Source organism: Nonomuraea sp. C10, assembly GCF_008017515.1.
Lineage (GTDB): Bacteria > Actinomycetota > Actinomycetes > Streptosporangiales > Streptosporangiaceae > Nonomuraea > Nonomuraea ferruginea.
The window spans coordinates 1,823,797-1,841,206 of record NZ_VPFF01000001.1; the positions used below are offsets into that span (position 1 = coordinate 1,823,797).

Sequence of the window (17,410 nt, forward strand, 5' to 3'; positions counted from 1 at the left end):
GGCCCGGTGATGTGATCGAAGTCCCGACACCGGAGAGCGTGATGCACGACTTCGACCACTGGGCGGAGCTCTACCTCGCCTGGACCGCGATGGGCGGCGCCGATCCACGGGAGATCGCCTACTACCAGCGGCTGACCGGCAGTGCGGACGGGTCCGTCGCCGATCTCGGCATCGGCGCGGGCCGGTTGGCCGCCGAGCTCAAACCCCGGGTCGGGGTGGACGTCTCGGCGGCGATGCTGCGCGCGGCCCGCGAGCGGCTGGGCGACGGCGTCCGGCTGATCCAGGCCGACCTGGCGGCCTGCGAGCTGCCCGAGCCGGTGGCGCTGCAGTACTGCGGCCAGAACACCCTCAACCATCTGCCGCGCGGGGCCGTCCGCGACGCGCTGGCCTGCGCGTTCCGCAACGCCCTGCCGGGCGGGCGGCTCGCCTTCGAGGTCGTCCAGCCGCGCCCCGAGCGGCAGAAGGCCCGGGACGGCGTGCCCAGGCTGCGGGTCTGGGACGAGCGGCGGGCCGTGTGGGAGGTCACCCGCATGCTGGACAAGCAGGGGCTGGAGGTGGAGATGATCGGGCTGCTCGAAGCGCTCGACGAGCGCCGGGTGGTGGACCGGCGCTACTTCCCGCCGATCCGGATGTGCTTCCTGACCATGGCCGAGATCGAGCGGTGGGCGGGCGAGACGGGCTGGGAGGTGGAGAGCGCGCACGCCGGGTTCACCGGCGAGCCGCTCGCGCCCGGTTCCTCGACGGCCGTGTGGTGCCTGCGCAGGCCGGCATGAACGCGCCCGTCGTCAGCGCGGAGCAGGTGGTCGCGACCCTTGAGCTGATCACCGGCCAGGAGCTGGAGACGCCCGGCGAGGTGCTCTACGCCGCCAGGCGCGAGCAGCCCTCTCTGGTGGCGACGCTGCTCAGCGCCTGGGAGAGCGAGGGGCGGCGGCTCAGCCCGGCCCTGGCGCACGAGCTGGAGCAGCAGCGCGGCCGGATGGCCTTCTACCGCGACCAGTGGGCGCGCCTGCCCGACCGGCCCGTCTCGCTCAAGGGGCTGGAGTTCGCCGACCGCTATCCGGGCGGCCTGCTCAGGTACATGAACGACCTCGACCTCTGGATACCCGACCGCGACCGGCTGTGGGCGCTGACCGGGTGGCTGCTCGCCGAGGGCTGGTCGATGCACACCGCCTCGTTCGTCAGGCTCGGCGGCGCGACCCAGGTGATCGTCAGCCTGCGACGCCTGCCGGATGATCCGTACGCCCTGCCGTACGGGATCGAGCTGAGCACGCTCGCCTACATCGGCGACGGGATCGCGGCGCCGCACCGCACGGAGGCGCCGGCGGACCCGGTGGTCAAGAACCTCCTGGCACTGTTGTACGAGCGGTTCGAGCAGCCGTACCGGGTCAGGGACCTGATCGACGCCGCGCTGCTGCTCGGCGGCGCGGACGAGGCCACGCTCGCCCGGTGCGCGCCGGCGGTCGGCGCGGCGGAGCTCTGGCCCGAGTACGCCGAGCTGGCGCGGCTGCTGCGGCAGAGCCCGTTCGAGGTGCCGGACCTGCCGGGCGAGCGCCGGGCACAGGTCAGGCAGAGCCGGTCGCGGCGGCGGGCCAGGGTGCTGAGGGCGCTGCGCCGGCCGCTCCGCCTGGCGGCCACGACGCTGCAGCTGCGCAGGCCGGGAACGGCGATCCTGGAACGGCTGAGCCCGCGGGCCGCGCTGGAGGCGGGGCTGATCCTCTTCGCGCTGCCGGTCGAGGGCGGCGAGCGTGCGGACGTGCTGACGCTGCGGGAGTACGGCGGCGCGATGTGGGCGCACACGCCGGTGGGACGGTTCATCCTGGTCCACGGGACTGAGGTGGACGAGGACCTGCTGGCCGGGGCAGAGCCGGTGGGCGCGCTGTGAGCCGCCCGGTCCACGTCGCCGAGCGCGGCGCGGCGCCCGCCTGGCTGGCGCATCGGCCCGGCGCCGCGGTGACCACGGTCAGCGTGTGGCTGCGCGCCGGTTCCCGGCACGAGCGGCCCGGCGTCGAGGGCGGCACCCACCTGCTTGAGCACATCCTGATGCAGGTCCCGTCGGCCGGCGGGGAGCGGGTGATCGACCTGCTGGAGGATCTCGGCGGCGAGGCGAACGCGATCACCAGCCGTGAGCATCTGGTCCTGTACGCGCGGGTGCCGAGCGAGGAGGCGGCCGCGGCGCTGGACATCCTGGCCCGCGCCCTGGCCGAGCCCGAGCTGAGCGCGCCGGTGCTGGAGGCCGAGCGCAAGGTCGTCCAAGAGGAGCTGCGGCTGGCCGCGGCGGACCCCCTGGACGTGGTCCACGACATCTTCTTCGGGCTGGCCTATCCGGGCCACCCGCTGGGCAGGCCGGTCGGCGGGACGATCGAGGAGGTCGACCGGCTGGAGCTGGACGCGCTGCGCGACCATCACCGGCGCTTCCTCGGCTCGGCCGGCGTGGTGGTGTGCGGCGGCGCCGACCCCGACGACCTGCTGCGTGTCCTGGACAAGGGACCGCTGGCCGCGCTGCCGCCGTGGCAGGAGATCGATCCCGGCGAGCCCCCTGCCTGGGGCGGCGGGCGCGAAGCGCTGAGGCTGAACGCCGACACCACCGGGGTGGTGCTGGGCGGCCCGGCGGCCGCGTACCGGGATCCGTTGCGCCACCGCTGGCCCGTGCTGATGGAGCTGCTGGCCGGGGCCAGCTCGGCGCTGCTCACCGAGGAGCTGCGCAACCGGCGGGGGCTCTGCTACGAACTGTGGCCGATGGTGGCCCCCTACCGCGACGCGGGGACCTGGCGGGTCTTCCTCGCCACCGCGCCCGAACATCTGGACGAGGTCGTCGACCGCGCGACGGAACTGCTCGCCGAGCCGCGCTGGACGGAGGCGGAGCTGACGCGGGCCGCCAGGCGCGCGGCCGGGCTGCTGCGGCTGGAAGCGGAGCAGTCGCTGGAAGAGGTCCTGCTGTACGGCAAGCACGCCCTGGTGGCGGGCACACCCCACTGGACCCTCGCCGACGAGCTGGCGGCGATCGAGGCGGTGCGCGAACCCGGCCTGGCCGAGATCCCTGGCCCGCTCGCCGTGGCGACCGCGGGCGGCGCGTAATGGCGTCTTGCTGCCAACAAACGCGGCGGCCCGCGAGAAGGCTGCGGGAAACAGCGACCATGGGGCCCAGGAAATCGCCGTGTGGAAAGGAGAGAAATGGACCGGCAGCGTCGAGTCAGTCTTCGCCCCAAGCTGACCAGGAAATGAGGCAGGAAAACATGGACCGGCGCCATTTCGTCGTCCGTCGTCCCAAGCTCCGGAGAAAGTGAGACGATCCCGTGGATCGGCACATCTACATTGTCATCAAACGCCCCCGCGTCCGGAAATCCCGTAAGAGCTAGAAACTGAGGAAGTGACGGATGGCCGAGATCGTGTGGGACAGGACGATCCTGTTCCTGTTTCCGCCCGACGCGTTGATGCGGCATCTCGTCACTCCGGTCCTGGAACGGCTGGAGGAGCACGGGTTCGAGCCGACTCGCTACGAGGTGCTGTGGCACCGGCCGCCCGGGCAGGACGCCTTCCAGGAAACCAAGATCACTTCCGTCTGGAAGGCCTACTTCTACCGGCAGGTCGACGTGGTGTTCGATCTCGGGCCGAGCCTCGCCCTGCTGGTAGAGGACAGGTCGTCCGCGCCGGAGCCGCACCGGCGGCTGCGTGCCCTGAAGGGCGCCAGTGACCCGGCGGCGGCCGAGCCCGGCACGATCAGGCGTGACCTGCGCGGCGTCAACGTGCTGCTGGACCTGGTGCACAGCTCCGACAGCCCGGAGGATTCCCGGCACGAGGCCGGGATCTTCATGGGCGAGGGCCACGGCACGGCGCTCCACGGCGACCAGGGGCCGCTCCGCGACCTGGTGGCGCTCCTGGAGGCCGGTGTGCCGCGCGAGAGCAGGGAGTTCGACGACGTGCGCGCCGGGTTGCGCTCGCGGGTCGTGGCCGCGCTCTGGCACGAGCTCGACGACGGGGCGCGCAAGCTGGCCCCCGAGCTGGCCGTGTCGGCCAGGGACGGCGCGGGCGCCGAGCTCGCCGCGCTGCTCCCCGCCGGCCATCCGCTGGCCGAGCTCCTGGCCTGCGAGTTCCTGCCGGAAGGCGAGCGTCTCGACCTGCGGCGGGCGGCGGCCAAGCTGGCGGTCCACGGGGTGTCGATGGACCGATGGGAGCACGCGGTGCTGCAGACGTCGATGCTGTTCCCGCCGCTGCGCCGCTGGCAGTGAGCCCGTCACGGCGACAGCGTGGTCGTCCTGGCGCTCCACTCGATCAGCGGCTTGAGCTCCGGGTCCAGCGCCAGCACCCAGATCGGCAGCTCGACGGCCCGGCATCCCCGTGACAGCTTCGCCCGCCAGGCGCCGTGCCCGTAGTGCAGGCGGCTGACCCCGGCCTCGGCGGCGTGGCGGGCCGGCTCGTAGAAGGCGGTCGCGAAGTACGTGTGCCGCGCCTCGTGGAGGTCGTACGCCATGGCCGTGCTCACGCAGTACCAGGTGCCCCTGTGGGGGACGAAGAGCCCGTATCCCACGAGCCGCTCGCCGAGCTCCGCGCCGAACAGCAGCGCGCCGCCCGAGCAGAGCGCCCGCAGACGGCGGGCCACGGCCGCCGGATCGGGGCTGCCGCCATATTTCCGGGAATGTCCGCACTTCAGTTCGACCATCCCCGGCACAGGCCGTCCGATCTCGGTCATACGGAGCCGCACCCCCGCCTCCGCCAGCCGCCGCGTCTCCCGCCGCGCTTCCTTCGCCCGGCGCGCCGGCAAGGGCGTGCCCGGGGTGAGTTCGCACGAGTACGACATCGGCATCCCGGTGAAGCCCTGCCCGCCGAGCGCCCGCTCCAGCGCCGGCCCCCGCGTGTACAGGAACGCCACCGCCCGCAGCCCGCGTGCCCGCGCCCAGACGACGATCTCGGACACCAGGGTCTCCACCGCCGCGGCGTCGTCCCCGGCCGGGCCGAGCGCGTGACACTCGTACCCGGGCAGCATGACCACCAGGTGCGGCGTGCATCCGGGCCAGGCCGCCCGCCGGGCCCGCGCCGCCCTGGTGGCCGCGCTCAGCGGCAGCTTCGGGGTGTCCGCCGTCAGCAGGTGCCCGAGGTCGAACACCTCGCCCGGACACGGCCGCTCAGCGACGGTCCCGTGCAGGATCGCCCCGCCCAGCTCGAAGGTGTACGGCGAGCCGGGCACCCGCCCGCCCATGGCGGCCAGCCAGCGGCCGGCGCTGAACAGCGGTCCCTCGGCCGGGAGCAGCCCGGCGGTCACCCGCATCAGACCTTCACCAGGCACGCGTCGAGCCCGAGCCGGCTCAGCCCGTGCCTGAGCTTGAACCGCGGGTTGCCCCGCCCGCCCTCCAGGACCTCGCATCCCTCGCGCACGGCCTGCTCGGCGGTCGCGGCGTGCAGGAGCGCATACGGGCTGAACCCGCCCGTCACGTCGTAGTCCACCCCGCACGCCCAGGCGTGGAAGCGGCGGCCGTCGCGCAGCGCGATCCCGGCGGCGACGAGCCGCTCCTCCTGGCGGATCTCGATGGCGAGCGCCAGGTCGCCCAGCCCGGTGACGAAGCCGGCGAACAGCTCGGGCGGGTAGAAGCCGCCGGTGCCGTGCCTGGCCGCGGTCCTGGCGCACAGCCGCCCGATCTCCATGAGGTCCGCCTCGCCCGCGATCCCGACCCGCTGCCACACGCCGGACTCCTCCGCTCTGCGCCGGCCCCGGCGCAGGTTGGCGCGCGCCTTCCGGGTGGCGTGGACGAAGGGGTGCGGCAGTCCGCGCAGGTCGAGACGGAAACGGTCCTCGATGTGCTCGGCGGAAAAGCCCAGCTCCACGAGACCGGCGCGGAGCGGCGAGTCGTGCGCGACGTTGACGAAGCCGTACCAGTCGGCCTCCAGCTCCAGGGCCAGGCCGCGCATCGCGTCGGCCACGGCCTCCAGCGCCGGCGCGCCGGGCAGCCAGGCGTCGTAACAGTGCCAGACGTGGCTCAGCAGCCCGCGCTCCGCGCCGGTCACCGGGTAGCGGGCACGCAGCTGGCCCAGGGGGTCCAGCCCGTCCATCAGCGAGACGGGAAGCACCGCGACCGGACGCCCGCCCTCGCGCACCACCAAATAGCGGAATGACTGCACGGCCGCCAGCGGATGACGGGCGTAGGACCGCAAATAGCGATGCCGATAGAAAACCGGCGCCCCGCAGGACGAGACAATCGCATCCCATTCCGCGCCGTCAAGGGCGTCGATTGACGTGAAGATGCCAATTTCCAGGCTGTCGCTCATGTCGCCCTTTCGCCGACTGTAGAAACGATATTAAGCACAATGAACAGCGAGGAGAAAGCCGTGGCCCAAGTCGTCTTCCATAACAAGGTGGGCGGTTCCGAAACTCTGGAGGCCGCCGCCGGCCGGCCGCTCACGGAGGTCCTGACCGCCCACGGCATCCCCGTCAACGCGGTCATCACCACCCGCAACGGGAAGATCGTCCCCGAGGAGACGACGATCGTCGGCGAGCACGACGTCCTCGAACTGCGCCAGGTGCGCCACTACGACCTCGACGTCACCCGCCGGCCCGCGACCACGGTGTACGGCACGCCCGACCCGATCTACACCAAGTCCATCCTGTTCGACACCATGGGCCGCCTGGAGCGGCGCGTGGAGCAGTTCGACGAGGAGAGCTTCGTCCGCTACGTCGAGGAGACCTTCGTCCAGAGCGTGCTCGGCCACGGCGTGCTCCAGGCGGACGACAACGTGGTCATCGGCCTGTCGGGCGGCCGCGACAGCGTCGCCTTCCTGAAGCTGCTCGAACGCACCAGGCACCGGCTGCCCGCCTTCACGATGACCTCGGTCACGATCACCGGCCTGCCCGACTGGGAGGAGCCGGCCACCTTCGCCGCCGCCCGCGCCTCGGCCGAAGGGCTCGGCATCGACCAGGTCATCGTCGACGCCTCCGACATCGAGCGGGTCTTCAAGCTCCGCCGCCCCTTCGTGGAGGCGATGAACGAGGTGGTCGGCGGCGACCGGAGCCACCTGAACATGGTCGTGGGCCACCAGGTGCTGCGGCGCATGCTGGAGGACCACGCCCAGCGGATCGGCGCCGGGACGGTCGCGTTCGGGTTCAACGGCGACGACCTGGTGGCCAGCATGGTCACGTGGCTCACCAGCGGCTTCCGGATGGGCGGCATCCCGGTCAGGCAGATCGGCGGGATGCGCTACGTCTTCCCGCTCTACCGCATCCCGAAGAAGGAGCTGACGATCTACCTGGAGCTGGTCGCTCCCGAGCTGAACCGCCAGGGCACCCCCGGCCGCTTCACCACCGGCCCGCAGGAGCGCTCGATGGCCTACGCCATGGCCGACCACCTGTACGGCCTGTGGCCCGGCATCGACTACTACCTGTTCGAGTCGTTCTCCACCATGCAGCGCTACATGTTCCCGCTGGTCGAAGAGAAGTGCCGGGTCTGCGAAGGCGTCTACGTCGCGCAGGAGGGCGTGCGCAACCCCGTCGACATCTGCGACGTGTGCGACTTCTTCGCGCGCCAGGAGTACGCGTGACCCGTTGGTACGCCGAGTACTTCACCGCCGACTACTGGAGCTTCGCCCGGCACGAGTACACCAGGGAGCGCACCGCCGCGGAGACCGCCTACCTGCTGCAGGTCCTGAGCGAGCACGCGCCGGGACGGCGGCTGCTCGACCTCGGGTGCGGCACCGGCCGGCACGCCGTCGAGCTGGCCCGCCACGGCTACCGGGTGACCGGGGTCGACGTGTGCGCGTGGGCGCTGGAGCAGGCCAGGTCGGCGGCCGCCCGGGAGGGCGTGCGGGTCGGCCTGATCGAGGGCGACCTGCTGGAGCGGGTCGAGCTGCCGGAGGCCGACGCGGCGATCTGCGTGCAGGCCTTCGGCTGGGGACGGGACGACGAGCAGCTCGCCCTGCTGCGGCGGGTGCGTGAACGCCTGGTGCCGGGCGGGCTGCTGGTTCTCGACCACTCGAACGTCGCGGCGATCCTGAGCCGGTACCGGGCCCGCGACCGCTTCGAAGCGGCCGGCGACACCTTCGACTTCCTGCGTTCCTACGACCCGCTGGACGGCCGGAGCCGCGGCGAGCTGCGCGTGGCGCACGCCGACGGCCGCGTCGCCGTGCTGCGCGACGACGTCAGGCTCTACCTGCCGAGCGAGGTCGTGTCGCTGGTGCGGGCGGCGGGCTTCGAGCTGGTACGGGCCGACGCCGGCTTCACCGCCGGCGCCGCCGTCCAGCCGGAGACCCGCTACGTCCAGATCCTCGCCGTCGCGGCGCCGCGCCCCCGTCCCGCCGTGCTCGGTCACCGGGGCCGCGGCGCCGAGGTGGACCTGCGATGGGCGCCCGACGAGATCGACTTCGTACGGGACGCGATCGACGACGCCTGGGCCGCCGTCGGTGATCCCCGGGAACCCGCCCGCGCCTACTCCCTGGACGACCCGTACGGGTCGGGGAGCGCCGCCCCGGTGCTCGCCCGCCACTTCGGCGTGCCGCTCGACCCCGGCCAGGTGGTGACGGGGGCGGGCACCACCGGGCTGCTCCACGCGCTGGCCGGGCCCGGCAGGCTGCTGCACACCGCGCACGCCCACCCCGACCTGCCCGCCTGGTCCGCGCAGCGCGGCGCGGAGCTGCGCGTGTACACGCCCGGCCAGGACGTGGCGGGCGAACGGCCGACGACCGTCCTGCTGGAACGGCCCGGCGTGCGCGGTGACGTGCTGCCGCTGGAGCAGGTGGCGGAGCTCGCCGAGGCCGCCGCCGCCGCGGGCGGGATGCTCGTCGTCGACGAGGCCTGCGCCAGCTACCTCGGCCCGCGGGCCAGCGCGGTGCCGCTGACCACCCGGGTGCCCGGCCTGGTCGTGCTGCGCAGCCTGTCGAAGGGCTACTGCTGCGGCGGGCTGCGCGCGGGCTTCGCGATGTGCTCCCCTGATGTGGCGGGCGCGGTTCGCCAGGCGGTGCCGCCCCTGGGGATGTCGGCGTTGTCGCTGGAGGTGGCGCTGCGGCTGCTCGACCAGGGCGACGTGCTGGCCCCGCTGCGGCAGGCCGTCGCGGCGGCCAAGCCGGAGCTGGTGGAGATGCTGAGCGGGCTCGGCTGCCGGGTGGAACGTGGGCATCCCGCGCTGCCCTGGGTGGTGACCGAGGACGAGCTGCCGCCGTGGCTGGCCGGGCGGCGGCTGCCGGGCCTGACCCGGGTCAGCGTGCCGCTCTCGGCCGTCCGCCGCGCCGCGCTCCGCCGGGCCGCGGCATGAGGACCGTGGGCGACGCCGTACAGGATGCGTTCGACCGTTGCGACGTGCGGCGGGCGGTCGAGGACGTCGCGGAGCTGGCCGCGTTCGACCGATACCAGGCGTCCGACGGGATCCGCGCGGCCGCCGAGTACGTCGCCGGCCGGGCGGAGCGGGCGGGCCTGAGCGACGTGCGGCTCCTGGAGTTCCCCGCCGACGGCGCCAGGCGCTGGTGGAGCTTCCGCGCCCCGCTCTCCTGGACCCCGGTGCGGGCCGCGATCGACGACCTCGTGCGCTACCCGGAGCAGCCGTTCGCGCTGGCGGCGGGTTCGGCGGCGACCCCGCCCGGCGGCGTCACCGTCACCGTGGCGCCTCTGGCGGACGCCGGTGAGGGCTCGCTGGCCGTACACGACGACCCCGGCACGCCGGTGCCCGTCGCGATCGCGCGGGCCGCGAGCGCCGGGGCGTTCGGCCTGGTCACCGACCGCCTGCCCGGCCCCGGCAGGGTCGAGCTGCCGGCCGGGAGCGGCCTGGCCGCCTTCAGCGTCACCCCTGAGCAGGCGGCCGAGCTGCTGCGGCGCGGCCGGGTCCGGGTCGAGGTCGAGACGCACCGGCGGGCGGCCATGCCCGTCGTCACCGGGCTGCTGCCCGGGACCGGGCCGGAGGAGGTGCTGCTCTCGGCGCACCTGTGCCATCCGCGCCCGAGCGTCAACGACAACGCCTCCGGGGCCGCCGCGCTGCTCAGCGTGGCCAGGGTGCTCGCGGGGCGGCGGGGGAGGCGCGGCATCAGGTTCGTCTGGGGTCCCGAGTTCACCGGGATGGCCGCCTACCTGCACGACGTCGCCGCCCGCCCGCCGGTGGCCGCCGTGAACGTGGACATGGCGGGGCAGGACCAGCGCCGGTGCGGCGGGCCGCTCATCGTCGAGCGCAGCCCCGACCACCTGCCCGGCTTCGTCAACGCGCTCACCGAGCACGTCGTGGCGGCGCTGCCGCAGGCCGCGCGCTCCTACTCGGGTGCGGTGGCCTGCGACACCTGGGCCTGGCGTGCCACGCCGTTCGTCGGGGCCTCCGACCACAGCCTGCTCGTGGACGCCTCCATCGGCTGCCCGACGGTGTCGCTCGGGCACTGGCCCGACCGGTTCAACCACAGCGCCGCCGACACGCTCGACAAGCTCGACCCGGCGGAGCTGCGCCGTACGGCCACGGTCGCGGGCGCGGTCGCGGCGGTGCTGGCCGGGCTCGCGGGCGAGCGCGCCGAACTGGAGGACATCGCGGTGGGCTGGGGGGCGGCGCGGTTGCTCGGCTGCCGGCAGGGGTCACGGGCGCTGCTGCGGCACCGTACGGCCGTCGCCCTGGGCGCCCTGGACGGCGCGGAGGCGCTCCACGGCCGCGCGGGCGGCCGGGCACGCGCCTGGCTGGCCGGGCTCGCAAATCACGTTGCCGCGCTCTCACCGGCCGGAGCGGGCGCCGCGCTGTCGCCGGTCGGTGAAGGCGGCGAGGTGTTCGCCGGGCCGGCGCTCAGTCGTGCCTGGGAAGGGCCGTTCAACCTGCGCGGGCTGGCCGAGGCGGCGAGTCCCGCCGGGCGCGTGTGGCTGGATCGGCAGGCGGCGCGGGCCCGGGCCCGCTCCTACGCCCTCATGCTGGCCCTCGCCCACGGCATCGACGGCGCAAGAGACCGGGCGGCGCTCGCCGCCTACGCGGAGTGCGCGGCCGAGCTGCCGGTGCCGGAGGAGTTCGCGCACGAGTTCCTGGCCGTGCTCGTCGAGGCCGGCTGGGCGAAGGAGGGCTGATGCGCGAGTTGCTGCGCGACCGCCGGTTCCTGCTGCTGTTCTTCGGTCAGACGGTGAACATGATCGGGGACCGGGCGCTCCTGGTGGTGCTGGGCATCTACGTCAAGGAGCTGACCGGCTCGGACACGATGGCCGGGGTGGTGTTCATCCTGCTGGCGGTGCCGTCGTTCTTCGCGCCGCTGACCGGGCTGCTCGTCGACAGGTTCCCGAGGCGCAAGGTCCTGATCGTCAACGACCTGCTGGCCGGGGCGCTGGTGCTCTGCCTGCTGCTCGTCAGGCATCCGGGCGATCTGTGGATCGTGTTCGCGGTCACGCTCGGCTACGGCTTCGCCAACCACGTCTTCAACGCGGCCAGGGGCGGACTGATCCACTCCATGGTCCCCGAGCGGCTGCTCGGCGACGCGAACGGGCTGCTCAGCTCACTCGGCCAGGGACTGCGGGTGCTCGGCCCGCTGATCGGCGCGGCGCTGTACGTGGCGCTGGGGCTGTCCGCGGTGGCGATCCTGGACACGGCGACGTTCCTGGTGTCGGTGCTGGTGCTGCTCATGCTGCGGCGGGCGCCCGACCTGGCCGCTCCGGCGCCGCGGGAGCCCGGCCGGTTCCGCGCCGATGTGCTGGCGGGGGTGCGCCACATCATGGGCGACCGGGAGCTGCGCGGCGGCGTGCTGGCGGTGGCCGCGGCGCTGTGCGCGGCGGGGCTGGTCAACCCGGCCATGTTCGCCGCCGTGGAGCAGGGGCTCGGCCGGCCGGCCGCGTTCGTCGGGGTCATCGCCGCTTTCCAGGGCGCGGGTTCGGTCGCCGGGGGCTTCGTCGTCGCCGTGCTCATCAGGCGGTACGGGGAGCATCGCGCGGCGGCTGTGGGCTTCGGGCTCAGCGCGGCGGGCCTGGCCCTGGTGATTCCCGCGACGGAGGTGACGATGTGCGCGAGCGGCGTTCTGGTGGGCCTTTCCATCCCGATTTTCATGGTGGCCACGACGACACTCGTGCAGCGCCGTACCACGAGCGGTATGCAGGGCCGCGCGCTTACCGCAATGGACGCGATCATCGACCTGCCGTTCGTGATGTCCATGGGGATCGGGGCGCTCGTCGTGGGGTTCCTCGATTTCCGGGTGATCTACGCGGCGGCGGCGGTGATTTTCGCCATGGTGACCGCGTCAGTGCTGGTGGGGCGAGGGTGGCGGATTGATGCCATCCTGGCGAAAGTTGATTGACCAAAACAATTACGATTTTTATCGTTGAATCACAGAAAATGGGCTGAGAGGCCCGGCTCAATTCCAGGAGGCGCCCGTGTTGCATGAAAGCATCCAGACCAGTGTGAAAACCCCCATCATGACGACTCCGGAATTCGTCGAGAAGATGCTCGCCGCGCGCCAGGAAGTTCAGGTCGTGAAGTTCCGCACGACGTGCACCGACTGCGTGCCGAACTACTGACATGACCGAGGCCGGGACGTTCGCGCGCCCCGGGCTCGACCTGCGTGCCGTCCCCGGGCTGGTTCTGTCGGAACTGGACCGGGGCGGTCGCGGCGTGCTCGTCCTGGCCGTGGACGGGCTCTCCTGGCTGGTCGCCCGGCGGGTCTGGCGGTCCGCCGAGCTCTCCTGCCTGGCCTCCACCTTTCCCAGCACCTCGGCCACCGCCTGGCTCACCTCGGTCACCGGCGCGCCGGTGACCGAGCATCTGACGGTGGGCGCCGCCTATCGCGAGCGGGCCGGCGGTCCGCTCGTCAACGCGATCACCGGGGACGTCCTGGCGGGAGCGGCGGCGCCGCGCGAACCGGTCCGCCCGCTGCCCACGGTCTTCGAGCGGGCGGAGGGCGCCGAGGCGGTGGTGGTGGGCCGCGAGCTCGACCTGCTGTCCGGTCCCTGGGTGGACGCGCTCACCCGCGGCGCGGCGCGGCAGCCGGCGCGGGAGGCGCTGACCCGTGACCCGTACCGCCTGGTGGCGGGGGTGGCGGCGGACGTCGGAGCGGCGATCGGCGCGCGGCGGACCCGCCCGCTGCTGCTGTGGGTCTACGTCAACCTCGACGACCACCTGCACCGGCACGGCTACGACGAGCGGGCCGTACAGGCGCTGGCCGAGCTGGAGCGGCAGGCGACCGCCTGGGCTCGCAGGGGGTGGCACGTGCTCGCCTACGCCGACCACGGCCTGGTTCCCGTCGCCTCCGACCCCGGCCTGGCGCGACGCTGGGCGGAGGTGGACACGCCCGAGCTGTGCGAGCTGCCGGGCGGCGGGGCCGGCCGGGTGCGCTGGCTCTACCCGCACCCGGGCAGGGAGCGGGAGGTGGCGGAACGTCTCGCCGAGGCCCTGGACGGCCATGCCATGGTGCTGCCCGCGACCGCGCTCGGCGAGCTGGGCCTGATGGAGTCCGCCGGCCCGGTGCGGGAGCGGCTCGGCGCGGTGATGGCGATCGCCACCTCACCGCGCTTCCCGCTCCCCGATCCCGGACTGTCCTACGAGCACGGGGCGATCAGCGACGGGGAGACGCTGGTCCCGCTGGCGCGCTGGGTCAGATCCAGCCGCGCCTGACGGCCTCCGCCCCGGCCTGGAAGCGGCTGGTGGCGTTGAGGCGCTCCATCACTCCCGCCACCCGCCTGGCGAACGTGCGCTTGCTGAGGTGCAGCCGGGCGGCGGCGCGGTCGTCGGTGAGCCCGTCGTCGAGCGCCCGCAGCACCTCGTCCTGCCCCTCGTCCTCGTGAGCGCCGCTGCGCCGGTCGTCGAGGATGTGGCAGATGGTGTCGAAGACACCCGCCACGGAGGCCGCGACCACAGGATGGGGGATCCTCTCCAGCCGCCCGGTGTGGGCGGGGCCGGGGTGCGCGACGTAGGCGACCACGCGATCCCGTACGAGCACCTGATAGGGCAGGCCGGTCACCGCCCGGACGGTCGCGCCCGCCTGCCAGGCCTGCGCGAGAGGGGACGTGCGGCCGGGCCGGCCGGGTCCGTGGAGGATGCGGACGGCGACCCGGCGCCGGGCGAGCTGGGCGAACAGGCGCGGCAGGGCGGGGTGTATGCGCTCGGGCTCGGCGGACAGCACGAGCAACTCGGCGTGGGTCTGCTCCGCCAGTTCCAGCTCCAGGAGGGGGAGCCCGAGCTGCGCCGCGGAGTGGTCGGCGGGTTTGAAGGGGAGGGTTCTGCTGGTGTTAGGAGACATCGATACCAACCCGGTTGCCAGTCGAAGTATCACTACTTCGCACGCTAGAGGGGAGGTATGTGCATGCGATTTCGGTGCGTTATCGGTCACTCTGACTGAAGTGTCATCACAGTAGATGTGGACATTTTTTGTCATTTCTTGTTATATCGCCTATGCGTGGATATCTTACGATTTCCCCGTATGGAGTCGGCGGGAACGCCATGGCCCTAGCTGAGACGACCCAGTGGGTGTGTGCATGGAGTTCCGCGTCCTCGGTCCACTGACGGTGATCACGGGCAACCTGCAGATCCCGCTGGGCGGGCCGCGACGGCGCATCATGCTGGCGACCCTCCTGCTCAACGTGGGCCGGGTCGTCTCGACCGACAGGCTCAGCGCCGCGATCTGGGGCCAGAACCCGCCCGCCACCGCCCGCAACCAGGTGGCCATCTGCGTGTCGGGGCTGCGCCGGGAGTTCGCCGCCGCGGGAGTGGCCCACGACCCCATCGTCACCGTCTCCTCCGGCTACCTGCTGCGGCTCGCCGACGACGACAGGTTCGACGTCAAACAGGTCGAGGAGGCGCTGCGCCAGGCGCGCACGGCCCGGACCGCGGGCGACCTGGAGAAGGCCTCCGAACAGCTCTCCTCGGCCCTGGCCGTGTGGCGGGGCGACCCGCTGACCGGCGTCGAGGGAGAGCTGGTGCGCGCCGAGTCCGAGCGGCTCGGCGAGTGGCGCCTGGCCATCCTGGAGGAGTACTTCGAGGTCGAGCTGGAACTGTCGCACGATCTCCAGATCGTCGGCGAGCTGGCCGCGCTGGTCGCCGAGTACCCGTTGCGCGAGCGCCTGCGCGGCCTGCTCATGCTGGCCCAGAGCAGGGCCGGGCGCCGCGCCGAGGCGCTGGCCACCTACCAGGAGGGCTACCGGCTCAGCATCGAGCGGCTGGGGCTCGAACCCGGCGCCGAGCTGGCCGGCCTGAACGAGGCGATCCTGCGCGGGGAGACGGGCCGGCGGCAGGGCCGCCTCGTCATGGAACACGCCGCGCCGGAGGCGGCGCCGGCCGTGCCCGCCCAGCTGCCGCCCGACGTGACCGGCTTCGTCGCCCGCGACGCCGAGCTCGGGCGGCTCGACGCGCTCCTCGACCGCAAGTCCCAGGCGTGCCAGCCGTTCATCGCCGTCATCACCGGGATGGGCGGGGTCGGCAAGAGCGGACTGGCCGTCCACTGGTCGCATCGCGTCGCCCCGCGCTTCCCCGACGGCCAGCTCTTCGTCGACCTCAACGGCTACTCGGAGACGGGCCCGCCGGTCTCACCCTTCGACGTGCTCGACACCCTCCTGCGCGCGCTGAACGTGACCCGCCAGCATCCCCTGACCACGCTGGAGGAACGGGCCGCCCTGTTCCGGACCGTCCTGGCCGGGCGCCGGCTGCTGCTCGTGCTCGACAACGCGCGCGACTCCAGCCAGGTCAGGCCCCTGCTGCCCGGCGCGCCCGGCTGCGCCGTGATCGTGACCAGCCGCGACCAGCTCGCCGGGCTCATCACCCTGGAGGGCGCGACCCCGCTCCGGCTGGACGTGCTGCCGCCCGACCAGGGCGTGGACGTGCTCGCGTGCATCGCGGGGGAGCAGCGGGTGCACGCCGACCCGGAGGGGGCCAGGCAACTCAGCGAGCTGTGCGGCGGGCTGGTGCTGGCGCTGCGCGTGGCGGCCGCCCGGCTGGCCGTGCGGCCGTCGTGGACCAGCGCCGACCTCGTCGCCAGGCTCACCGACGAGAGCCGCCGGCTCGACGAGCTCAGCCAGGGCGAGGTGGACCTGCGCACCAAGTTCATCCTCAGCTACCGCGACCTGTCACCGCAGGCGGCCATCATGTTCAGGCGGCTGGCGCTGCTGGACGTGGCCGAGTTCGGCCCGTGGCTGGGCGCCGCCCTGCTGGAGATGGATCCGGAGCGGGCCCAGGACCTGATCGAGCAGCTCGTCGACGCGCAGCTGCTGGAGCTGAGCCAGCCCTGGCCCGGCGGCCAGGCCCGCTACCGCTTCCACGACCTGTTGCGCCTCTACGCGCGCGAGCGCGCCCTGATCGAGGAGAGCGAGCAGGAGCGCAACGCCGCGCTGCGCCGGGCCCTCGGCTGCTGGCTGGCCCTGGCCGAGGCCGCCCACGCCCGCCTGCTCGGCGGCGACTACGCCGTCCTGCACGGCCCCGCGGAGCGCCGCAGGCTGCCCTTCGCCGTGATCGACCGGATGATGCCCGACCCGATCGAATGGTTCGAGGCCGAGCGCCCGCACCTGCTGGCGGCGATCGGCCAGGCGGCCGCGCTCGGCTTCAGCGCGCTCTGCTGGGACCTCACGATGACCTCGGCGACGTTCTTCGAGGTACGCGGCTACTACGACGACTGGCGCTCGGCGCACGAGCTCGCGCTCGCCGCCGCCCGCCGCGACGGCGACGTCCGCGGCGAGGCCGCCATGACCTACGGCCTGGGCAGCCTGGAACTGTTCCGCCAGCGCTACGACGACGCCGACAGCCTCCTGCGTAAGGCGGTGCGCATGTTCGAGGAACAGGGCGAGGAGCACGGTCACGCGCTGGCCCTGCGCAACCTCGCCCTGCTCGATCGCATCGCCGGCCGGTTCGACCTGGCGCTCGAGCGCTACGCGCGGGCTGGGGAGATGCTGCGCGCGCTCGGCGACCACGCCGCCGGGGCGCACGTCATGGCCAGCACCGCGCAGGTGCTCCTGGAAAGGGGCGCGTACGGCGAGGCCGAACCCCTGCTCAGGGCCGCGGTGAGCACCTTCGAGGAGATCGGCTACCAGCGGGGCCTGGCCCAGGCGCTCTACCGGTTCGGCGAGGTGCTGCTGCTCACCCAGCGCGTCGACGCCGCCCGCCAGACCTTGGAGAAGGCGCTGGAGACGGTGCGGGAGCTGCGCGACGTGGTGGGCGAGTCCTACGTGCTGCGGGTCCTGGGTGAGACCTACGCGCAGCAGGGCCGTACGGACGCCGCGGAAGGCGCGCTGCTCACCTCCCGGCAGATCGCCCAGCGGGTCGGTGAGCAGTTCGTGGTGGGGGGCACCTCGCTCGCGCTGGGCAACCTCTACTTCGGGACGGGGAACGCGACGTCGGCCCGCAACAACCTGACGCTCGCCTCGAAGGTCTTCGAGGAGCTGGGCGCCAGGATCTGGCACGCGCGGGCGCTGGAGGCGCTGGCGGCGACGGAGGCCATGCTCCGCAACGACCAGGGCGCCCACGAGCTGTGGGCTCGCGCGGCCGCCCTGCTCGCGGAGGACGAGGGGCACTGAGCTACG

13 protein-coding genes are annotated in these 17,410 nt (G+C 73.2%); 10 read left to right on the forward strand and 3 right to left on the reverse strand.

Features of this window, described 5'->3' with window-relative positions:
• Window positions 1-41 precede the first annotated feature (41 nt).
• From FR742_RS08140 to FR742_RS08155, 4 genes are all read left to right on the forward strand, one after another.
• Window positions 42-773, forward strand: coding sequence for a class I SAM-dependent methyltransferase (locus FR742_RS08140; RefSeq protein ID WP_148030377.1), 732 nt, complete (start codon window positions 42-44; stop codon window positions 771-773).
• Window positions 770-1,882 (forward strand): nucleotidyltransferase family protein, encoded by a 1,113-nt coding sequence (locus FR742_RS08145; RefSeq protein WP_148030378.1) that lies wholly within the window; start codon window positions 770-772, stop codon window positions 1,880-1,882. Before FR742_RS08140 ends, FR742_RS08145 begins: the two co-directional genes overlap by 4 nt.
• Complete coding sequence (locus FR742_RS08150; protein WP_148030379.1) at window positions 1,879-3,075, forward strand: pitrilysin family protein; 1,197 nt, start codon at window positions 1,879-1,881, stop codon at window positions 3,073-3,075. The genes FR742_RS08145 and FR742_RS08150 overlap by 4 nt, the downstream gene beginning before the upstream one ends.
• A 299-nt stretch (window positions 3,076-3,374) precedes the next feature.
• On the forward strand, window positions 3,375-4,226 hold the full coding sequence (locus FR742_RS08155; protein ID WP_148030380.1) for a nucleoside-diphosphate kinase: 852 nt from the start codon (window positions 3,375-3,377) through the stop codon (window positions 4,224-4,226).
• Window positions 4,227-4,231: 5 nt separating this feature from the next.
• Here FR742_RS08155 and FR742_RS08160 read toward each other — a convergent pair whose 3' ends face one another.
• Complete coding sequence (locus FR742_RS08160; RefSeq protein ID WP_148030381.1) at window positions 4,232-5,263, reverse strand: GNAT family N-acetyltransferase; 1,032 nt, start codon at window positions 5,261-5,263, stop codon at window positions 4,232-4,234.
• Window positions 5,263-6,111 carry a GNAT family N-acetyltransferase gene (locus FR742_RS08165; RefSeq protein ID WP_187281043.1) on the reverse strand — a complete coding sequence of 283 codons (849 nt, stop codon included), beginning with the start codon at window positions 6,109-6,111 and terminating at the stop codon, window positions 5,263-5,265. The genes FR742_RS08160 and FR742_RS08165 overlap by 1 nt, the downstream gene beginning before the upstream one ends.
• 207 nt (window positions 6,112-6,318) lie before the next feature.
• On the opposite strand from FR742_RS08165, the gene FR742_RS08170 reads away from it, so the two are divergent.
• From FR742_RS08170 to FR742_RS08190, 5 genes are all read left to right on the forward strand, one after another.
• Complete coding sequence (locus tag FR742_RS08170; protein WP_148030383.1) at window positions 6,319-7,524, forward strand: hypothetical protein; 1,206 nt, start codon at window positions 6,319-6,321, stop codon at window positions 7,522-7,524.
• Window positions 7,521-9,230: an aminotransferase class I/II-fold pyridoxal phosphate-dependent enzyme gene (locus tag FR742_RS08175; protein WP_148030384.1), complete on the forward strand. Its 1,710-nt coding sequence runs from the start codon at window positions 7,521-7,523 to the stop codon at window positions 9,228-9,230. Before FR742_RS08170 ends, FR742_RS08175 begins: the two co-directional genes overlap by 4 nt.
• Before the next feature lie 5 nt (window positions 9,231-9,235).
• Entirely contained in the window at window positions 9,236-10,996 is a 1,761-nt protein-coding gene (locus FR742_RS08180) for a DUF4910 domain-containing protein (RefSeq protein WP_187281044.1), read from the forward strand.
• The gene (locus tag FR742_RS08185; protein ID WP_148030386.1) at window positions 10,996-12,207 is read left to right on the forward strand and encodes an MFS transporter; all 1,212 of its coding nucleotides are present in this window, start codon (window positions 10,996-10,998) and stop codon (window positions 12,205-12,207) included. Before FR742_RS08180 ends, FR742_RS08185 begins: the two co-directional genes overlap by 1 nt.
• Before the next feature lie 221 nt (window positions 12,208-12,428).
• Entirely contained in the window at window positions 12,429-13,520 is a 1,092-nt protein-coding gene (locus tag FR742_RS08190; protein WP_148030387.1) for an alkaline phosphatase family protein, read from the forward strand.
• Here FR742_RS08190 and FR742_RS08195 read toward each other — a convergent pair.
• The gene (locus FR742_RS08195) at window positions 13,501-14,145 is read right to left on the reverse strand and encodes a hypothetical protein (protein ID WP_148030388.1); all 645 of its coding nucleotides are present in this window, start codon (window positions 14,143-14,145) and stop codon (window positions 13,501-13,503) included. The genes FR742_RS08190 and FR742_RS08195 overlap by 20 nt on opposite strands.
• A gap of 235 nt (window positions 14,146-14,380) precedes the next feature.
• On the opposite strand from FR742_RS08195, the gene FR742_RS08200 reads away from it, so the two are divergent.
• Complete coding sequence (locus FR742_RS08200) at window positions 14,381-17,404, forward strand: BTAD domain-containing putative transcriptional regulator (RefSeq protein WP_148030389.1); 3,024 nt, start codon at window positions 14,381-14,383, stop codon at window positions 17,402-17,404.
• Window positions 17,405-17,410 lie beyond the last annotated feature (6 nt).